Source organism: Peribacillus sp. NPDC096448 (genome assembly GCF_044762675.1).
In the GTDB taxonomy this organism is placed as follows: Bacteria; Bacillota; Bacilli; order Bacillales; family DSM-1321; genus Peribacillus; species Peribacillus frigoritolerans_B.
Map to the genome: position 1 here is coordinate 126,063 of NZ_JBIWEU010000011.1, position 17,496 is coordinate 143,558.

Genomic DNA, 17,496 nt, shown 5'->3' on the forward strand with positions numbered 1-17,496 from the left:
ATCCTCCAATGGTCAATGAATCAATATCCACATAAACCAAATGAAAAGCAGTAAAACCCCAGGGAGACCCATGGCGAAGGCTCTAGCCTGGAGTACCCTCCTTGGCGGATAGATGCCAGGAGTTTTTGCTAGCCTTAGAAAATACCCCATTCCGCACAGGCATACCAGGCCTAATAAAAAAATGATTTTCATTATTAACCCACCAGTGCCATCCATGTTCCGACAGCTTGTTTTTATTATCTATATGCAGCTCTCCCCTTTATATGAAGCATTATTAATAAAGCTTCAAGTTATTTTTAAATATTATATATTTACTCTCTAAGTTTAAAAAAATATTTTTGTGATATAAAGATAAAATGGTCGATTCTCTTCCATAAGGATGAAAATTATGGTATTTTGATATCAATAGTATTTCTCTCCCTATTTATCATTATTTCCAATTGATGCAGCAGGGATTCAGACCATGGAAAGCGAAAACATATTATAAAATGAGGTGATCCTAATGAAAGCAAAATCATTACTAATTGGCTTTTTGACCGGAACAGTAGTGGCGGGTGCGGCAACCCTACTTTCGACACCAAGTTCAGGTAAAGACCTACGGACCCGCATCAAAACGAATACAGACGAAATTAAGAATACAATTGATGAGTTAAAGGTAAAAATGCTGAATATTAAAGATGACACGATGGAAGCTTCACAAATCAGCAAAGAAACGATTAAAACGTTCATTTCGGATGTTCAGGTCGTCATCGAGAACTGGAAGCGGGAAATCGAACCCAATAAGAATGAATTATTGAAGAACGTTCAAGAAATTGAAAATTCATTGAAAGAATTGGAAGCGGCCGCCCCTTCTTCAAAAAATCAATAGCTGACATCGCCACACAAGCTTGATTCTCCATTTTTCCCAATAAATTACATGGTTTATTGGAGACGAATGGAGAATTCATTAAAAAACTAAAATTTTCTAAAAATTTCGCAAATATTTATCTTTATTAATTTTTATTTTATTGTCATAATAAATATATAGAATCTTATAAGTAGGTGAGCCCATAATATGCAGAATAAAAATTATTCTATGAAAGAAGCAATGATTTTTAGTCAACGAATTGCCCAATTAAGCAAAGCATTATGGAAATCGATTGAAAAAGATTGGCAACAATGGATCAAGCCCTATGATTTAAACATCAATGAGCACCATATTCTTTGGATAGCCTACCACCTTAATGGCTCTTCCATTTCAGATGTTGCAAAATTTGGGGTCATGCATGTTTCTACTGCATTTAACTTTTCAAAAAAATTAGAGGAACGCGGATACTTAACATTTTCAAAAAAAGAAAATGACAAAAGGAATACGTATATAGAGATCACAGAGGAAGGTGAAAAAATTCTGCTTGATTTAATGGAGACTTACGACCCAAGTAAGAACTCCGCTTTCTCGGGTGCACTTCCATTGCGTGAGCTTTATGGCAAGTTTCCGGATATGATTGAAATGATGGCCATCATCCGAAATATATACGGTGAAGACTTCATGCAAATCTTTGAACGATCCTTCGATAACATCGATCAGGAGTTTACTGACGTGGAGGGTAAAATCACAAAAAAAAAGATAGAGAAAGAAACTGAGCCAGTTTAATCTCATACTCTATCCATTTCCTTCATGAATGATACATATAAACCCTGTGAGATGCATGCATCAATACATTCCTTTGTAGTTATTTTTGGATTAACTTTTCTTTCAAATTGATTAAAAAGCGGTCGAAAGTTCATATACCCTTCCGCTTTTTCTATTTCATAGCGTTTGCTCAAGATATCACATGTTTCCAATAATTCTTCCGCTTCCTTCTTCGTGAAATTTTTTTCCACAAATAGATAGTCCAACTTGGCCTCCGGATTGCGTATAAGGTTTAATAAAAGCCGCTGATGAAAACGGAGCATTTCCATTTCTTCATTTATATTTTTCATACATCACTAATCCCCAATCGATCATTCAATTTAACATAAAAGGCTTATAACCAATTTTTGATTTTTCACACTCAGTAATCCGCCTGTTCCCTTGTTTAAAACCTGGCCTTAAACGCCCTTAGCATACTTAGACACTAAAGTGATTTTATCTTAAATTTAATCCAAGAATTTCATTGCTTTTTCCACCCATTCATCGTAATGTATGTAAGTATATTCAACAGCTTTGGAGGGCTGATTTCGAAATGAATTCGTGGAAAACGATTGACATGGCAAAACAATATGGGAATTGCCGTCTGCTCTTTTTTTCAGTTTTTACTATATTGGTGTCTTTTGTTCTGATCTATACATTACTAAGTGTCTTTTCAACCCATGTTATTTTGTATGGCGATCAAACAATGGTATTTTTTAGCCTATTGCTCTTATTATATCCTGTTCACAAACTATTACACTATCTACCTTTACGATTATTATGTAAAAAAGTAAAAACTTCTTGGTCCTTGAAGTGGAACCTGGTGCTTACATGCAGAGTCAATGTGCATGATCCGATTCGAAAGCATCTTTATCTCTTGACCCTTGTGTTCCCTTTCTTCATTATGTCTGTCATATTGATTGGTTGTGCCCTTAGTTTTCCGCATTACATCCATTATTTCACTATTTTATTATCCCTGCACACCGGATTATGCGTATCGGATTTTATTTATATAAAAAACCTGGTTGGTTCCCCAAGGCATTCTTTTATCGAGGAACATCTCGAAGGATACGATATACTTATTCAAAAGTGATTTCTTATTCATTCATAAAGATGCCTGATAAGATTTTTAGGTATCTTTTTTCATTATAATTTGGTATCGTATTTATACATGATGTTTTGCAAGGAGGGATTTTAGGTTTTGATCTCGTTCTGGTTTATTATTTTTGCTATTTTGATCTTTTATAATATTAATAGAATGACAAACTCTTTATGCATTCAAAAGGAAATTGCTGAAGACCGGCAGCCTAAAGTATTCAGGACCATTAATGTATTAATTACTATTATGTTATTATCCTCCTATATTGAAATTTTGTATACGTAGAGATGAGCAACAAATGATGGCCATCATTTGTTACATACATTGGTGATACCCGGAGCATTATCCACATAAAGAAAAAGGGCGAAGCAGCAGCTTCGCCTTTTGTTTATGAGTTTATAACCAAGAAGCTCCAATGATGACTAACAGGATGAAAAGAACGACAATTAGAGCAAAGCCTCCACCTATTCCTCCAGACATTGATCTTCCTCCTTTCCATTCTTAAGTAATAGTAATTTAATGCACACTCTTATATCCGCCAAAAGGATTCCATTCCTTTCTTAGCTTGAGAATCACTTAAATCTTTTTTGTTGAGCGGCTACCCTATCCTATTCAACTCCATGGCAAAAGGAGTGGGCTCTTTCCATTAGTAATTTTGCAGCCGATTAGCAATAGGCTGCTCCTACAATTATTAATAAAATGAATAACACCACTAACAAAGCGAAGCCGCCGTTAAATCCATTACCCATTATGCTACCCCCTTTTGTTGTCCTCGATTTATCATATGTAATGGATTAATATCTGGGTAGGCGTACACCCATTTTTCAAAAAATTCTTATTCACGCTCCAATATATTATTTTTTGTAAAGTAACCAGAATATGTTATAGTTAATTTTGTGGAAATACGAAAAAATAGCAAACCAGAAACTTATAACTAGGAGTTGTTTTTATGAAGAAGTGGGCATTATCGATTGCTGTTACTGCAGGGCTGATCGGACTTACAGCATGCAACAGCGACAAGGAAGCAGTCGTGGAAACTAAAGCGGGGGATATAACTAAAGAAGAATTTTACAATGTAATGAAAGACCGTTATGGTGAAACCGTTCTTCAAGAACTTGTTTATGAAAAAGTTCTTTCTGAAAAATATACAGTAACGGATAAAGAAGTTAAAGCTAAAACGGACGAACTTAAAAAGCAAATGGGTGAAAATTTCGAAACGGCCCTGGCCTCTTCCGGATATAAGAGCGAAGATGATCTTAAACGTGCACTTAAAATCGGCATGCTTCAAGAAAAAGCAGCCGTTGCCGATATAAAAGTCAAAGAAGCTGATGTGAAAAAAGCTTATGAAGACTATAAACCACAAATCAAAGCGAGACATATTCTCGTGGAAGACGAAAAAACGGCCAACGAAGTAAAAGCTAAATTGGACAAAGGTGAAGACTTCGCCAAACTTGCCAAAGAATATTCAACGGATACAGGCACAGCTGAAAAAGGCGGGGAGCTAGGCTGGTTCGGACAAGGTGAAATGGTGCCTGCATTTGAAGAGCAAGCTTACAAAATGAAGAAAGATGAAATCAGCAAGCCGATTAAATCCGATTATGGCTACCACATCATCCAACTTCTTGATACAAAAGAAAAAGAATCATACGAAGATATGAAAAAAGATCTTGAATATGATTTGAAAGTCGCTCAAATTGACCAAACTAAAGTTCAGGACATTTTGAATTCAGAAGTCAAAAAAGCGGACGTGAAGATTAAAGATAAAGATCTAAAAGATGCCATCACTTCTGGTGACGCAGCGAATGCTGAAAAATAATTGAATAGTAAAAAGCGACAGGACTTTACCTGTCGCTTTTTTTTTCATCATTCGAGCTATGCTCCCTGATTTATATCCTTTTTACGCCTCTCGCGCTCTTCTTCCATGCGTTCAATGTATTTCTGGCCTTCCTTTTCAATCCAAGCATCATCTATGAGGCGTTCCTGCCTAGCTGTCCAAATTGACATGACTGCACTGACAATTATCCCAATAAACACGAACCAGATCCAAATTGGCATGTCCATTCCCTCCCAAAAAATCTACTATTCATTTACTAGAGAATATGCACGAACAAAAAAAATATGCTTCTTTCTCCATCGAGAAAGAAGCATATTTCATTAAAATGTTGGTTTATAGAATGAACGATTATCGAGCGCGAAGACTCTTTCCGTAAATTCACCCGGCTTCACTTTTTCCAAGGCCCGGTCCATCATATTTATCTTGGCATCCATATTATCAATATAATGCAGCACTTCCGCTTCCCTAACCATTGGCGGCTTGGGACTGCCCCACTCAGCTTTACCATGGTGGCTTAATATCAAGTGCTTGAGAATCATGATTTCTTCCGCTTCAATGCCTAATTCCTCTGCAGCTTTACCGACTTCATTCACCATGATGGTGATATGTCCCAACAAGTTCCCTTCCACAGTATAAACAGTCGAAACAGGTCCAGATAGCTCATGTACCTTTCCAAGGTCATGCAGAATGACTCCTGCATACAAAAGATCCTTATTGAGCGAAGGATATAGGGTTGAAATGGCCTTAGCCAGCCCTAGCATCGATACAACGTGATAGGCCAGTCCCGACATATACTCATGATGGTTCTTGGTGGCAGCAGGAAACGTCAGGAATTCATTCTGATATTTTTTAATGAGATGCCTAGTCACCCTTTGGATATTCGGATTCCTCATTTCAAAAATGAATTGAGTGATGGTTTCCATCATTTCTTCCTGACTTAAAGGCGCCGTTTGAATTAAATCGGCTTTCGTGACCCCATCAGTATCTGAAGTAATTCTAATATTACGGATTTTCAATTGGCTGCGTCCTCGATAATTCTGGACTTCCCCTTGAACCCTCACTGTTGCTTCCGCACTGTATGTTTTCTCATCAGCCTCGGAAACATCCCATAGCTTTGCCTCTATCTCCCCGGTTTTATCGCACAAAATCAATGTTAAAAACGGCTTTCCATTACTTGCCACCGCTTTTGTACTCGTTTTAATGTACATATATATATCTACTACTTCACCAATTCCGTAGTGTATGATCCCATTTCCCATGCGACTGCCTCCGTTCAATTAAATATCAACATTATAACATACCAATCTCGTTAGTGCGTTTAGTTTTCGTTAATAAGTGATAGACAATGGACAGGAAAAGCTTAAAGCTGGCCGTCTCTTATCACTCCACAAGAAAACCAGGCTTGAACCCAAGCCTGGCTCTCCAATCAAATCTATTTCAACAGTTTTTGTTCGGACAATACGCGCACTTTTCCTGGCCCTCAATTCGGTAATATAAACAGCAGGTCACCCGTTTATAAGGATTCATGGACGCCGGAACACTTTTTTCCCCAATGAATCGTTTAAAGGGGGAACGCGTTTCAATATTCAGCCATACTTCATCTTCAAGCAGCATTTCAATGTCCTTTTCAACTCGCGTCTTTATATCAGTTTGCTTCAATAACTCACTATACATCCATACCGTATAGCTCCAAATATTTTCCCAGAGTACTAGTTTCGATATTTTAGCAGTTCCGGAAAAGAAGCAAATGGCATCAGCACCAAAGCGGCTCAATATGGAATGGAGGGCAGAAGGGCTTTCCTTTTCCGTGACATTGCTCCACCTGTTAGTTTTCAGCAGAAAATTCGGGAGCCAATGCTCATCTTCTGGATCATCCAGAACGCCAATGTCCTGAAGTGTGCCTTCCCAGATTAGCCGATGTTTGCTTAACATGTACAATTGTGCCGTGACAAAAAAAGCATAGCGTCTGAACCACATTGAAATGGCTATCCTTGGCGTTTCCGCCCCAGTCCGGGCTTGTGCATACTGAATAAGCTCATCAGCATGATTGAAGGTCTTGGAAACATTGGCTTCATCTCTAAATGATATGCGATATCCCTGCAGCTCTTTTTCAATGGATGGTGTGAGGTTACGCATTGGCCAGCGCTTTTATCTGACTTTGGGCGTAGCGCCCTTTACCAAACGGGACGCACATGGGACTGCCGAAAATTGGATCAAAGGATATTTGACATTCCATGTTGAATACATGCTGTACCAATTCAGGCGTGATGATATCCTCTGGCCGGCCTTGAGCATGTATCGCCCCATTTTTAAGTGCCACCAGATTATCCGCATAACGGCACGCTAAATTCAAATCATGAAGCACCATCACAATCGTTCGGTTCTCAAACTCATTCAAGTCGAACAATAAGTCCAAAATCTCGATCTGATGGGTCATATCAAGATATGTAGTCGGTTCATCCAACAAAATGACATCCGTATCCTGAGCAAGCGTCATTGCTATCCATGCACGTTGCTTCTGGCCTCCCGATAATTCATCGACTGCCTGATCCTTTAAATCGGTCAGATTCGTTGCTTCAATCGCCTTTTGAACTTTTTCTTCATCCACGGAACTCCACTGTTTCAACCAACTTTGATAAGGGTATCTTCCTTGTTTAACAAGTTGATAGACTGTAAGCCCTTCAGGAGCAACCGGGGATTGCGGAAGAATCGCCATCTTTCTCGCTACATCCTTCGATGACATGGTTGAGATTGCTTTGCCTTCGAGCAAGACCGAGCCTGATTGGGGTTTTAACAATCGGGCAACAGACCTTAGAAGTGTTGATTTTCCACATCCATTAGCACCGATGAACACGGTGATTTCCCCTTTGGGTATTTCTATATTCATATCATTTATTATTAATTTATCACCATAACCGAGCGATAAAGACTGAGTGTTAATAGCTGGTCGCATTAAAATACTCCCCTTTTAGTCTAATAATACCAGTTTAATGAAAATGATTCTCACTGTCAATCTTAAAAAAGAATATAAACCAAAAACTCCATGTCCCATTCCTCTTAATTAAAGTGAATGCCTCTTTAAAGATATGAAACTTCCTTTGGAAACATTAATGTAAAAAAAATCTGCACATTATACTTTCATTTATCACTGCCTGTAGTTTCCGAACGAAAGCCCAATCTCCCCTTTCGCGCAATCCCTATCGGAATTTCCAAAATCCATTTAGCGGAAAATAAAAAAAGCCCTCCATATGGAGAGCCTTTTAACCGACAAGCAGCCGATTTGTACAATGTTCCAGGGATTCATCCCTAATGTAGGTAAATAAATCCTGATCGATAAAAGGAATGAATCCTTCTGCAATGTTCCATGCATTGACCTCTATTTGATAAAGGATTTCTGATTTTCCTGTACTGTGTAGCTCTTCACTAAGCACAGCAAGATTGGGGTCCAATGCGTGGCCCATCTCATGTGTGAGGATCACCCATGTATATTCCTCAAGCCTTGCTAGCGAGCCTAGGGAGCGTTCACACTGAATTTCAATATCTCTCTCATATAAAGTGATGCTATGTCCTTTGGCAGAATATTTCCCCCCAACACATCGTTTACCAGGAAACTCCTTTTCGATGATCAACTCCAAAGAAGAATCATGGTGGCTTACAAACTCATTCATATTCAATGACTTCACTCTCTTTATCTATAGTTTAAAACCCATTATATTTCGGGGGTGATCAAATCATTCATATTTTGGCGCAATACGGGGCTGGTTAGACGAATCACTTGATTTTCACTAAAGTACTCCATTATATATCTGTGGCATGTGAAAAATAAGATTTGCCGCTTTTCCGAAACTTTTTTCAATAACTCAAGCATCCGTTTTGTCCTTTCTGCATCAAAGTTGACGAAACTATCATCAATGATGAGAGGGAATGAATCATTTTCAAAAGTATGATCAGCAAGTGCGAGCCTTAAGGAAACATAAATTTGCTCTGCTGTCCCACGGCTGAACTCTTCAACCCTGAAACTCAAACCATCACTGCGCTGTACCAAAATTCCTTCTCCCGACTGATCAAGGATGATTTTACGATAGCTTCCATTCGTTAAAAAGGAAAAATGCCGCTCGGCATCAGCGATCACCTTCGGTAGGCGTTCCCTTTTATATCGGTCCAATGTTTTATTCAATAAGCTTTTGGCTATTGCCAATTTCGCCCATTCCTTAGCCTCTTCGTTAAAAGCAGCTTTTTCTTCATAAAAACGATGAAGTAAGTCATCATAAATCCCTGAAACTTCAAGCTGTTTTATCTTATGCTTCGCATCCGCCTTCTTCTCTAATAAAAGGGATTTCACCTTTACAGAATCCTTCCGTTTCCGTTCCAAATTTTCAAATGTATAAGTATTGATTCCCTGTCTTAAGTAAGATTGGATTTGATCAGGCAGCATTCTGGATTGCCCAATTTGAATGGTAATCAAATCAAGCTGTTTTTGTAAAGTGATTTTCTTTTCGGACAATGCAGCATCATGCCTGAATTCTTCCTCGTCATTGACCTTCGCTAACTTAAAAAGCATTTCCATTTCTGCATCAAGATAGCCATTTTCCATCGTCAGCTGCTCGATTTCGTTCGTCAAACGACTTCGTTCCTGCACCCATTGCGTTAACTGAACGGAGAATTCAACCGCTTTATTCAATTCCCGTTTCAATTGGCCAATCGCTTCCCGCCATGTGGATGGTTCAAAATCAAGGCTGTGAGCAAAATAAAATAAAGCCTTTGATTTACCCTCAAATTCTGCCTGCAGAAAATTATGCCTCTTGATTGTTTCATATTTCCTATCGACGGCTTCCTTCCATTTCTCTAGAAGTTCAAATACAGATTCAAGATTGATTTCCATTCCGGGATAAGACAGACCCCAACCGCTTAGGATGCTCCTCAATTCTTTATCCAACCGGTCCCTTCTAGCTTCCCAATCGGCATACTCTTGAATGGTCGATTCAAACGCTTCCTCCCTTTCTTCATATTTGAAACTTTCACTTTCAAAACGCCTTTGGAGACGTTGGTCCAGTTCAAGCAACCGCACCATCGACTCTCCTTCACTCCCTCTATTGGTTTCACTCCCAATTGCAGCCCTTTTCCTTTTCACCTCATCCAATTGCCTGATATACCCGGACAATATATCATCACCTTTGAAAAAATACCTGGAAACTGCAAACAGAACAGCTACGGCTAGAAGTATAACCCCCAACAAGATCTGTTCACTGAAATAACTTCCGATCACACCTAAACAAAGAAGTACTATTAAACTGCCATTCATGAGATGTGAACGTTTGCGATTATCCGCTTCCTTCTTCCTATGTAAAGTCAATTGCTTTTCAAGTTCGTGTATTTGTTCATCAAGAATAAGGGATTGTGCTGCTTCAAATTCGATGTTATTCTGCTTGTTGTATAAGGACTCCAGCTCGATTCTTTTTTCATCTGGCATTAACTGGGCCTTTATCTCCTTCAAGCGGGCTTCTGTCGTTTCCAGACTACCCTTTTGCAGTTCATATTTCTCATCAAGCTGTTTTTTATCATTTTGGAGTTGATGCTTTTCCCTCTCGGCCCTTTTCACCTTTTCCTTCATGAAAGTACTGATATCCAGCTTTCTTATTTCCTCATCAGAAACATCCAAGAATAATTCCTGCTTCACCTTTTCGATATTCTTTTCTTCCAACAGCCTTTCGTGTTCCGCTTTTCTAATATCCAGCTCAAGTTTCTCCAGCAATGTTCCTTGATCAATTGCATGTTCAATTTGCTCTTTATGCTCCTTGATGAACGGATTGATTTCGATTTCCGTGAGTTTTCCCTCAAGTTTGTCCATTTTCTCAGTCAAAGCCGCAAGTTGGGCTTTCATGGGCATTCCAACTGCCTGTAGCTGTTCAAATCTTTTTAAGCCATCAACAGGAAAACTTACATCCGGAATTTTACTTATTTCAGCCTCTAGTTCCCCCTGTTCTTCTACCAAGGGTTTAATGCGCAAAAAAGCACTAACGTTAACAAGATTTTCTTCAATCTCTTGAATATCTTCCGTGACTTTAGAGAGCTCCTCCTCAAGTTTTGCTTCTTCCTGAAGTAATTCCGTATATGACTTCTGTTCTTCTTCTGATGCTTTCACCTTTTTCTGCAATTCCTTAAGTTCTTTCAATCTCACATTCAGTAAAGGTTTTTGGCCTGATGGCTTGAACCTTGAATCGAGCTCTTTTTGCAATTTCGTTTCGGCTTCAAGAAGTTTATCATTCCCGATCAGCCCAGCTGAAAGCAGATATTTACTCATGGTACCTTCACTTAGTGTATGTAATCCCTGCAGACCTTGAAGGTCGAAAGAAAAAATGGCTTGGTAATAGTTTTTATCAACGCCATGAAGAATCTCATTCAATTCTTCCTCGCCGCCGACCCTTCCATCCTCGAAGGTCAATTTCACATCACCAGTAGCTTTTCCCTTCACACGTTCAATAACGATTTCTCCATCTTTTTTTGTTATGAGACTGAGCCTTCCCCCATATTTGGCATGCATTTTTGGCTCGTAACGCGGTTCGTTTTGAACCTTTGTCGGAAAACCAAACAGCATACTATGAATGAAAGACATGATGGTCGACTTGCCCGATTCATTTTCCCCAAAGAAAATCTGCAGCTGTCCCAATTCGGGAATACGCTGATTTTCCAATTTGCCGTAACCATAAACATGGAGGTCTTTAATAATCAAATCCGTTCCTCCTCCCTACACTCATTTATTCGCCTCAAAAACTTGCAAAAGCCATCTTTTCGCTTCATCCAACAGTTCCCTCTCCTCTTCCGGCTCTATTGAATCAAGAAACCTCCTTGCACCCGGATGTATGTAAAGCGGGGCCAGAGCAGCCTCCGTATCATCAAATTCAGAAGCAAGCCGGGATACCTCATCCAGAAATGGCGATATTCTTTCATTTGACCTAATCATGGGAATGGACTGGATGAGTTTGATTTTATACACCCAAACAAATGATTCCCCTTGGTCCTCTTCCTGTAAAATCCGGGTCAATTCTTCAAGATATTCCCCGGAAGCTCCTGCTTCATCACCTGCATCCAGCTTCAATTCCAAAAGAAAGCTTCTCCCATCGAAACCCTTCCGTTCAATTACTTCCTTGCATTGCTTGAACAGGGCATCAAATCCACCTTCCGCGGATAGTTCAATTGTTTCGCTTTCCCATATCACTTCAGAGGTTTCAATAAAAGAATGACGCTTCATGTCCCCATCGAATTCTACAAGCAAGCACCCTTTAACGCCAGACTCCTTTCTGTTCCTGCCTTGAATATTTCCTGGGTATATCACTAGCGGATCTTCCGAAACAACCTGATGTTTATGAATATGGCCTAATGCCCAGTAATCGAAATCTTTAGCAGCCAGTTCCTTCAATGAAAAAGGGGCGTACGGGCTATGTTCCGAATTGCCTTCCAAATTCCCATGAAGCAGACCTATATGATAATCGGCCCCTTCAGCTTTTATGTAGGTTTCAATCATTCTCTCCCTTACTTGACGGCGTGGATAACTGAATCCATAAAGGTGGACAGTCGTCCCATCGATTTTTTCAAACCGTTTCACTTCGGTTTGCCCTGAAAATACGTGGACATTGTCCGGCAGCTCCACAGTGATCCATGAGCCGCTGAGATGATCATGGTTACCATGAATGATATAGGCAGGGATCTGATGCTGCTGGAGTTTTTCCATTTCGGTCCGAAAGCGGACCTGTGTCCGGAGACTCCGATTTTCCCCATCAAATAGATCCCCCGATAACACGATGAAGTCAACCTGATGGGAAATTGCTTCATTAATGATAGTTTGAAAAGCTTTAAACGGACTTTCCCTTAATTCCTTTAATATAGATGACGGCATATCCTTCAACCCTGAAAAGGGACTATCCAGATGGAGATCTGCCGCATGAATGAACTTCACACCGCTCAAAAATGTCACCTCGAATTCTTTCAACATTTCACATTCAATTTTAACATGAACAGAACATACTTTCCCATACATTATTATTTTTAATACGTCATCATGCAGTATGGGCAAATTCAACAGGAAAAAGACCGAATGGCGAACATTGTTTCATTCACGCATTCGGTCTTTTTCATCAATTAAAAATATCCATACTTAAATAGCGTTCACCATTATCCGGGGCAATGCATAATACTCGTTTTCCACTTCCAAGACGACGGGCTTCCTGCAAGGCAGTCCAGACAGAGGCACCTCCCGAAGGACCAATCAATATCCCTTCCTTCGAAGCCATATCCTTCATGGTGGATATCGCATCTTCATCAGCCGCTTGAACGATTTCATCAAATACCTCAGTATTTAAGATATTGGGGATAAAACCAGGGCTCGTGCCCACTAACTTATGGGGCCCAGGCTTTCCGCCGGAAAGAACTGGGGAACCCTTAGGCTCAACAACGACAACCCTTAAATCCGGAAGATGTTCCTTTAAGGCTTCACCAGTACCGGTTATCGTTCCTCCCGTTCCAGCAGTAGCGACAAACACATCCAGATCTCCATCCATCTGAACTAGAATCTCGACTGCTGTCGTCACTCTGTGAATATCAGGGTTGGCTTGGTTTTCGAATTGCTGCGGGATAAAGCTATTAGGAATCTCTTCGGCGAGTTCCTCAGCTTTACGGATGGCTCCCGGCATCCGCTCTGATGCAGGGGTGAGGACAACTTCCGCTCCGTATGCCTTTAAGATATTGATTCTTTCTTTCGACATATTATCCGGCATGACCATAATGGCCCGATACCCCTTAGCCGCGGCATTCATGGCAAGCCCAATACCCGTATTCCCTGATGTTGGTTCAATGATCGTAGCCCCGGCTTGAATGATACCATCCAATTCCGCCTGCCTGATTAAGTTGAAGGCAGCCCGATCTTTTACGCTGCGGCTCGGATTGAAATACTCAAGTTTCACAAATACTTCAGCGTCACCCTCCGCTGTTAAATGATTAATCCTTACAACAGGTGTATCTCCTATCAATTCAGTGATATTATTAACGATTTTTACTGTCATTCAAAAAACCCCCTTCGATCCATACACTTCCTACATGCACTTTTACTCAGGTTTATTATATCATTTATGATTTTTCATTTTAAAGAGAGAATTCCTCTAGTATAAATAGGTTTTGTTTCATTCTTCCCATACTTAAAGGAAAAAACTATGAAATTAGTTCGATATAGTCATTTTCCTTCATTTTTCAAGATATTCAGCCATTTATCAATATCCCTTGTCATAATGCATTCCCTCATATAACAATAGTCAAAATTGACAGATAATGATAAAATTTTTATAACAGTCGCTAAAACAATTACATTTTTAATAAGGGAGTTTTTGAAAATGAGCAGAATATACAAATTAACCGTTTTTGAACCGTCAGGGGAAAAACTATTGGATGAATCATTTACAGCCGAGAATGATGAACAAGCAAAAGAATTGGGACAAAATCTATTGAAGGAAAAAAACTATCAAGATCAAACACATCGCTGTACATCGCCTTCAGGCGCTTTATTGCTTTTTCATCGCTGATTGAAAATGTAAGCGCAATCACTAAAATATGATCAAGTTTTCCATACATTCCTTATGTAAAAAAAGACCGTCACAATTTGATGGCCACAGACTGTAGACAAACTCAATGACACCCAAGTTTGCCTACGATTTTTTTTATACAATTTGACGTTGATTTCTGATCCAGGCACTCGATTTCCGCGGGCGGTCTGGGAGCCTTCACGGCTTGCGTCTGCGGGGGGGGGCGCACACCCGCTCCAATAAACTTGGTTATAGCATTTAGATAGAAACCATACCTGAGTTGAAGTGTTGGTTTGGGAACATCATTTGATGAATGATATGTTTTCCGAACCCCTTTTGTCTACAAACAGAGGCCGTCACTGGAAAGTGACGGCGTTTTTCATTCATTTTCCGATGAAGTTCGGCTTCCTTTTTTCCACGAAAGCTTTTATTCCCTCTTGGTGGTCCGCTGTTTGGCGCATTTTCATCTGAGCAGCTTTTTCAATCTCAAGCATCTTAATTAAAAGTGGGCGATTTTTTTCACTAAGGATCTTTTTCGTTTTAATCATTGCCTGAACCGGGCTTTGCAGCCATGATTGCACTTTTTTCTCCACCGCATGTTCCAAGGTTCCGTCTGCCACTTCATGAATGAGGCCCTTTTCTTTTGCTTCAAGCGCTGTAAGCACTTTACCTTCCCAGATCAATTCTTTCGCACCCACTTCACCAAGACGACGTTCAAGGAAGAAGTGTCCGCCTCCATCAGGGATTAATCCAATCCCGATGAAATTCATTGCAACCTTACTTTCCGAATCGGCAATAAGATGATCGGTTGCAAGAGCTATACTCAAGCCTAGCCCTGCAGCTGCACCATGAATGGCACTTATGGTCAGTTTAGGCATGAAGTAAAGAGTGGTCACCAATTCACTGATTCCATCCATCAGTTCATCGAAAGCGTTTTCTTTTCCAGGCGAGAGCATCATCTTAATGTCACCACCAGCGGAAAACGCTTTCCCATTCCCTTTTAAAATGACGACGTCCACTTCATCATTCTCGCTTACTTCCTTCAGGGCATTAATGAAATCATGCAGCATTTTGGGATTTAGAGAATTCATTGCCTCTGGACGGTTCATTGCAACAGTGGCCGTTCTGTCCGAATATGTGACTAATACAGTGCCTGCAGGTGATGTCGATTCAATACTCAATTTATTTCCTCCTCTTTCGTTCTATGACTCTATTATATATTTTCCGCCTACTTTCAGAATAGGTCGAAAAGTTATAATTAAACAAATATATCATTATTTATTGATATATTTATCCTGAAGCTGATCACGCAATGCCCTTTTCAAGAACTTCCCAACACCGGTTTTCGGGATTTCATCCAAAAAGACCACTTCATCCGGCAGCCACCATTTTGCAAACTGCGGCTTTAAAAATTCGATGATGTCTTCCTGGGACACTTGCCCCTTGTATGCCTCCTTTAAAACAACACAGGCGATCGGCCGTTCCTGCCACTTTTCGTGAGGCACTGCAATTACCGCCGCCTCAAAGATTCCTTCATGGGCCATTAAGGCATTCTCTATATCCACGGAAGAAATCCATTCACCGCCGCTTTTAATCAAGTCTTTAGTCCGGTCGACGATTTTCACGAATCCTTCTTCATCAATCGTGACAACATCCCCCGTATAAAGCCAGCCATCTTTAAACGTATCCTCTGACCGCTCATCATTAAAATATTCATTGGCAATCCAAGGGCCCCTAATCAGCAATTCTCCCATTTCTTTACCATCAGGTTTCACTTCGCCATCCTTACCGATCACTTTAATTTCTATCATTGGCGAAACAAGGCCCTGCTTGGCCTTCAACTCATAAAGTTCAGCTTCAGGGAGGTCTTCCTGATAACTTTTTGGTTTTGATACAAATACGAGCGGGCTTGTTTCAGTCATTCCATAGGCATGCAGGAATGGTATCCCATACTTTTGTTCAAAGGTTTTAATCATGCTTTTCGGTGCAGCCGACCCTCCGCATAAGACAGCGCGAATGCTGCTCGTATCATGGCTGCCTTCTTCCAGCTCCTTCAATAAGCCCAGCCATATTGTCGGAACCCCTGCTGCGATTGTAACCTTCTCCGTCTCTATAAGCTCAGCCAAAACCTTTGGGGTGAAATAGGGTCCTGGCAAAACCATCTTCGTTCCAAACCAAACACTGGCAAAAGGCATGCCCCAGGCATTCACGTGAAACATCGGCACGACAGGAAGAGCCACATCACGTTCGCTTATTGCTGTAGAATCGGCAAGCCCCAGTGCAATCGCATGCAGTAAAATTCCGCGATGAGAATAAACCACACCTTTGGGGTTCCCGGTAGTGGCGGAAGTATAACATATGCCGGCAGGTGCATTTTCATCCAAGGTTTGGATGAATGGCTGTTGCGGATTCCCTTCTGCTAATAATTTTTCATAATGATAAATAGGTGAAAGGGTCGTTTCAGGCAGCTCTTCTTTATCCGTCATTATGATATACCCTTCCACTGTCGTTAACTCATCTTTAATTGCTTCCAAAAGGGGGATGACATCCGGATCTATCAATAATAATCGATCCTCCGCACTATTGACGATATAAGAAACATGTTGAGGAGACAGACGCATATTGATTGTATGTAGGACAGCACCATGACAAGGAATCGCAAAATAAGCTTCTAAATGCCGATGATGGTTCCAGGCAAGTGTTCCAATACGGTCACCTGTTTGAATACCGAACTTTTCAAGATTACTGGTCAGCCTTCTTGTACGCTCAGCAATCTCAGCATATGTAAATGTATGAATGCCACCATCCGTACGCGAAACTACCTCTTTCTTCGGAAAATATTTTTCAGCTCTCTCAATGATTTGAGTCATGATCAATGGAGTATCCATCATTACAATCTCCCCCTTATATTAAAAGCATGCACATTATATATTCGACCAGAAAAAAAATAATCCTTTTTCCCTAGGTGCCTTTTATGATTATTTTGAACCTGGCTTTATTTTGATGATATTTTCTAATCAGTTTGACGACAAAAAGAGGATTAAGAAAGGGAGCGGATTTCTAATAAAAAAAGGCTGTAGACCGACAATAGAATATGTTGTCTCAACTTGTCCCCAAGTTATGGTTGGATGCTCTTATCCAAATCCCTATCAAGATTTTCCTGAGGGAATGATTACAATAATTTTAAAACAGTCTTGGCTATACTCCATGAAAATGAAACCTCACTGGATTGAAGAAATTTGCGACACTCCTGCCGAATAACTGGCTGGCCGAGACCCCACAGACGCTTACGTCGAGGAGGCTTGGCAGGCAGCCGGCGGAAAGGGAGCGGATTTCTGAAATC

General features: G+C 40.3%; 19 protein-coding genes. 5 read left to right on the plus strand and 14 right to left on the minus strand.

Translation table 11 applies throughout. From position 1 onward, the window contains the following. Positions 1-12: 12 nt before the first annotated feature. Positions 13-216 carry a membrane protein YhzF gene (yhzF, locus tag ACIQ0C_RS27290; RefSeq protein WP_483878366.1) on the minus strand — a complete coding sequence of 68 codons (204 nt, stop codon included), beginning with the start codon at positions 214-216 and terminating at the stop codon, positions 13-15. Positions 217-502: 286 nt separating this feature from the next. On the opposite strand from yhzF, the gene ACIQ0C_RS18840 reads away from it, so the two are divergent. Beyond that, on the plus strand, positions 503-868 hold the full coding sequence (locus ACIQ0C_RS18840) for a YtxH domain-containing protein (protein WP_402836593.1): 366 nt from the start codon (positions 503-505) through the stop codon (positions 866-868). Positions 869-1,054: 186 nt separating this feature from the next. Then, complete coding sequence (locus tag ACIQ0C_RS18845; protein ID WP_076367282.1) at positions 1,055-1,633, plus strand: HTH-type transcriptional regulator Hpr; 579 nt, start codon at positions 1,055-1,057, stop codon at positions 1,631-1,633. 2 nt (positions 1,634-1,635) lie between these two features. On the opposite strand, the gene ACIQ0C_RS18850 is transcribed toward ACIQ0C_RS18845, so the two are convergent. Further along, the gene (locus tag ACIQ0C_RS18850) at positions 1,636-1,962 is read right to left on the minus strand and encodes a DUF1878 family protein (RefSeq protein ID WP_402836596.1); all 327 of its coding nucleotides are present in this window, start codon (positions 1,960-1,962) and stop codon (positions 1,636-1,638) included. Positions 1,963-2,357: 395 nt separating this feature from the next. Between ACIQ0C_RS18850 and ACIQ0C_RS18855 the strand changes: the two genes are divergently transcribed. Next, positions 2,358-2,744, plus strand: a complete 387-nt coding sequence (locus ACIQ0C_RS18855; protein ID WP_402837158.1) for a DUF3267 domain-containing protein — start codon at positions 2,358-2,360, stop codon at positions 2,742-2,744. A gap of 402 nt (positions 2,745-3,146) precedes the next feature. Here ACIQ0C_RS18855 and ACIQ0C_RS18860 read toward each other — a convergent pair whose 3' ends face one another. Further along, positions 3,147-3,230, minus strand: coding sequence for a YjcZ family sporulation protein (locus ACIQ0C_RS18860; RefSeq protein WP_034314699.1), 84 nt, complete (start codon positions 3,228-3,230; stop codon positions 3,147-3,149). Between the two features lie 185 nt (positions 3,231-3,415). Beyond that, a complete protein-coding gene (locus ACIQ0C_RS18865) occupies positions 3,416-3,499 on the minus strand; it encodes a YjcZ family sporulation protein (RefSeq protein ID WP_034314701.1) in 84 nt (27 codons plus the stop codon). A 200-nt stretch (positions 3,500-3,699) separates the two neighbouring features. On the opposite strand from ACIQ0C_RS18865, the gene ACIQ0C_RS18870 reads away from it, so the two are divergent. After that, the gene (locus tag ACIQ0C_RS18870) at positions 3,700-4,566 is read left to right on the plus strand and encodes a peptidylprolyl isomerase (protein WP_402836598.1); all 867 of its coding nucleotides are present in this window, start codon (positions 3,700-3,702) and stop codon (positions 4,564-4,566) included. Between the two features lie 56 nt (positions 4,567-4,622). Here the strand turns inward: ACIQ0C_RS18870 and ACIQ0C_RS18875 are convergent, their stop codons facing one another. From ACIQ0C_RS18875 to cysK, 8 genes are all read right to left on the minus strand, one after another. Beyond that, complete coding sequence (locus ACIQ0C_RS18875) at positions 4,623-4,805, minus strand: sporulation YhaL family protein (protein ID WP_053344914.1); 183 nt, start codon at positions 4,803-4,805, stop codon at positions 4,623-4,625. 99 nt (positions 4,806-4,904) lie between these two features. Beyond that, positions 4,905-5,843 carry a 3'-5' exoribonuclease YhaM gene (gene yhaM, locus ACIQ0C_RS18880; RefSeq protein WP_402836600.1) on the minus strand — a complete coding sequence of 313 codons (939 nt, stop codon included), beginning with the start codon at positions 5,841-5,843 and terminating at the stop codon, positions 4,905-4,907. Positions 5,844-6,021: 178 nt separating this feature from the next. Further along, on the minus strand, positions 6,022-6,720 hold the full coding sequence (locus ACIQ0C_RS18885; RefSeq protein WP_403062692.1) for a (2Fe-2S)-binding protein: 699 nt from the start codon (positions 6,718-6,720) through the stop codon (positions 6,022-6,024). Further along, positions 6,713-7,537, minus strand: coding sequence for an ABC transporter ATP-binding protein (locus ACIQ0C_RS18890; RefSeq protein WP_402836604.1), 825 nt, complete (start codon positions 7,535-7,537; stop codon positions 6,713-6,715). The genes ACIQ0C_RS18885 and ACIQ0C_RS18890 overlap by 8 nt, the downstream gene beginning before the upstream one ends. Positions 7,538-7,844: 307 nt before the next feature. Next, positions 7,845-8,252, minus strand: a complete 408-nt coding sequence (locus tag ACIQ0C_RS18895; protein ID WP_403062695.1) for a hypothetical protein — start codon at positions 8,250-8,252, stop codon at positions 7,845-7,847. Between the two features lie 41 nt (positions 8,253-8,293). Next, positions 8,294-11,314, minus strand: coding sequence for an ATP-binding protein (locus ACIQ0C_RS18900; RefSeq protein WP_403062698.1), 3,021 nt, complete (start codon positions 11,312-11,314; stop codon positions 8,294-8,296). Between the two features lie 21 nt (positions 11,315-11,335). Further along, a complete protein-coding gene (locus tag ACIQ0C_RS18905; protein WP_403062895.1) occupies positions 11,336-12,538 on the minus strand; it encodes a metallophosphoesterase family protein in 1,203 nt (400 codons plus the stop codon). Between the two features lie 178 nt (positions 12,539-12,716). After that, positions 12,717-13,640: a cysteine synthase A gene (gene cysK / locus ACIQ0C_RS18910; RefSeq protein ID WP_403062701.1), complete on the minus strand. Its 924-nt coding sequence runs from the start codon at positions 13,638-13,640 to the stop codon at positions 12,717-12,719. Positions 13,641-13,964: 324 nt separating this feature from the next. Between cysK and ACIQ0C_RS18915 the strand changes: the two genes are divergently transcribed. Next, entirely contained in the window at positions 13,965-14,153 is a 189-nt protein-coding gene (locus tag ACIQ0C_RS18915) for a YhzD family protein (RefSeq protein WP_048677954.1), read from the plus strand. 383 nt (positions 14,154-14,536) lie between these two features. Here ACIQ0C_RS18915 and ACIQ0C_RS18920 read toward each other — a convergent pair whose 3' ends face one another. Both ACIQ0C_RS18920 and ACIQ0C_RS18925 read right to left on the minus strand, forming a co-directional pair. Beyond that, complete coding sequence (locus tag ACIQ0C_RS18920) at positions 14,537-15,334, minus strand: enoyl-CoA hydratase (RefSeq protein ID WP_034314728.1); 798 nt, start codon at positions 15,332-15,334, stop codon at positions 14,537-14,539. Positions 15,335-15,427: 93 nt separating this feature from the next. Then, on the minus strand, positions 15,428-17,044 hold the full coding sequence (locus ACIQ0C_RS18925; RefSeq protein ID WP_403062703.1) for a long-chain fatty acid--CoA ligase: 1,617 nt from the start codon (positions 17,042-17,044) through the stop codon (positions 15,428-15,430). Between the last annotated feature and the right edge of the window lie 452 nt (positions 17,045-17,496).

What these genes read in the sequence shown, in the direction of transcription:
- yhzF (WP_483878366.1), bottom strand. Translation starts at nt 216, where the DNA reads ATGGATGGCACTGGTGGGTTAATAATGAAAATCATTTTTTTATTAGGC.
- ACIQ0C_RS18840 (WP_402836593.1), top strand. Translation starts at nt 503, where the DNA reads ATGAAAGCAAAATCATTACTAATTGGCTTTTTGACCGGAACAGTAGTG.
- ACIQ0C_RS18845 (WP_076367282.1), top strand. Translation starts at nt 1,055, where the DNA reads ATGCAGAATAAAAATTATTCTATGAAAGAAGCAATGATTTTTAGTCAA.
- ACIQ0C_RS18850 (WP_402836596.1), bottom strand. Translation starts at nt 1,962, where the DNA reads ATGAAAAATATAAATGAAGAAATGGAAATGCTCCGTTTTCATCAGCGG.
- ACIQ0C_RS18855 (WP_402837158.1), top strand. Translation starts at nt 2,358, where the DNA reads ATGGTATTTTTTAGCCTATTGCTCTTATTATATCCTGTTCACAAACTA.
- ACIQ0C_RS18860 (WP_034314699.1), bottom strand. Translation starts at nt 3,230, where the DNA reads ATGTCTGGAGGAATAGGTGGAGGCTTTGCTCTAATTGTCGTTCTTTTC.
- ACIQ0C_RS18865 (WP_034314701.1), bottom strand. Translation starts at nt 3,499, where the DNA reads ATGGGTAATGGATTTAACGGCGGCTTCGCTTTGTTAGTGGTGTTATTC.
- ACIQ0C_RS18870 (WP_402836598.1), top strand. Translation starts at nt 3,700, where the DNA reads ATGAAGAAGTGGGCATTATCGATTGCTGTTACTGCAGGGCTGATCGGA.
- ACIQ0C_RS18875 (WP_053344914.1), bottom strand. Translation starts at nt 4,805, where the DNA reads ATGCCAATTTGGATCTGGTTCGTGTTTATTGGGATAATTGTCAGTGCA.
- yhaM (WP_402836600.1), bottom strand. Translation starts at nt 5,843, where the DNA reads ATGGGAAATGGGATCATACACTACGGAATTGGTGAAGTAGTAGATATA.
- ACIQ0C_RS18885 (WP_403062692.1), bottom strand. Translation starts at nt 6,720, where the DNA reads ATGCGTAACCTCACACCATCCATTGAAAAAGAGCTGCAGGGATATCGC.
- ACIQ0C_RS18890 (WP_402836604.1), bottom strand. Translation starts at nt 7,537, where the DNA reads ATGCGACCAGCTATTAACACTCAGTCTTTATCGCTCGGTTATGGTGAT.
- ACIQ0C_RS18895 (WP_403062695.1), bottom strand. Translation starts at nt 8,252, where the DNA reads ATGAATGAGTTTGTAAGCCACCATGATTCTTCTTTGGAGTTGATCATC.
- cysK (WP_403062701.1), bottom strand. Translation starts at nt 13,640, where the DNA reads ATGACAGTAAAAATCGTTAATAATATCACTGAATTGATAGGAGATACA.
- ACIQ0C_RS18915 (WP_048677954.1), top strand. Translation starts at nt 13,965, where the DNA reads ATGAGCAGAATATACAAATTAACCGTTTTTGAACCGTCAGGGGAAAAA.
- ACIQ0C_RS18925 (WP_403062703.1), bottom strand. Translation starts at nt 17,044, where the DNA reads ATGATGGATACTCCATTGATCATGACTCAAATCATTGAGAGAGCTGAA.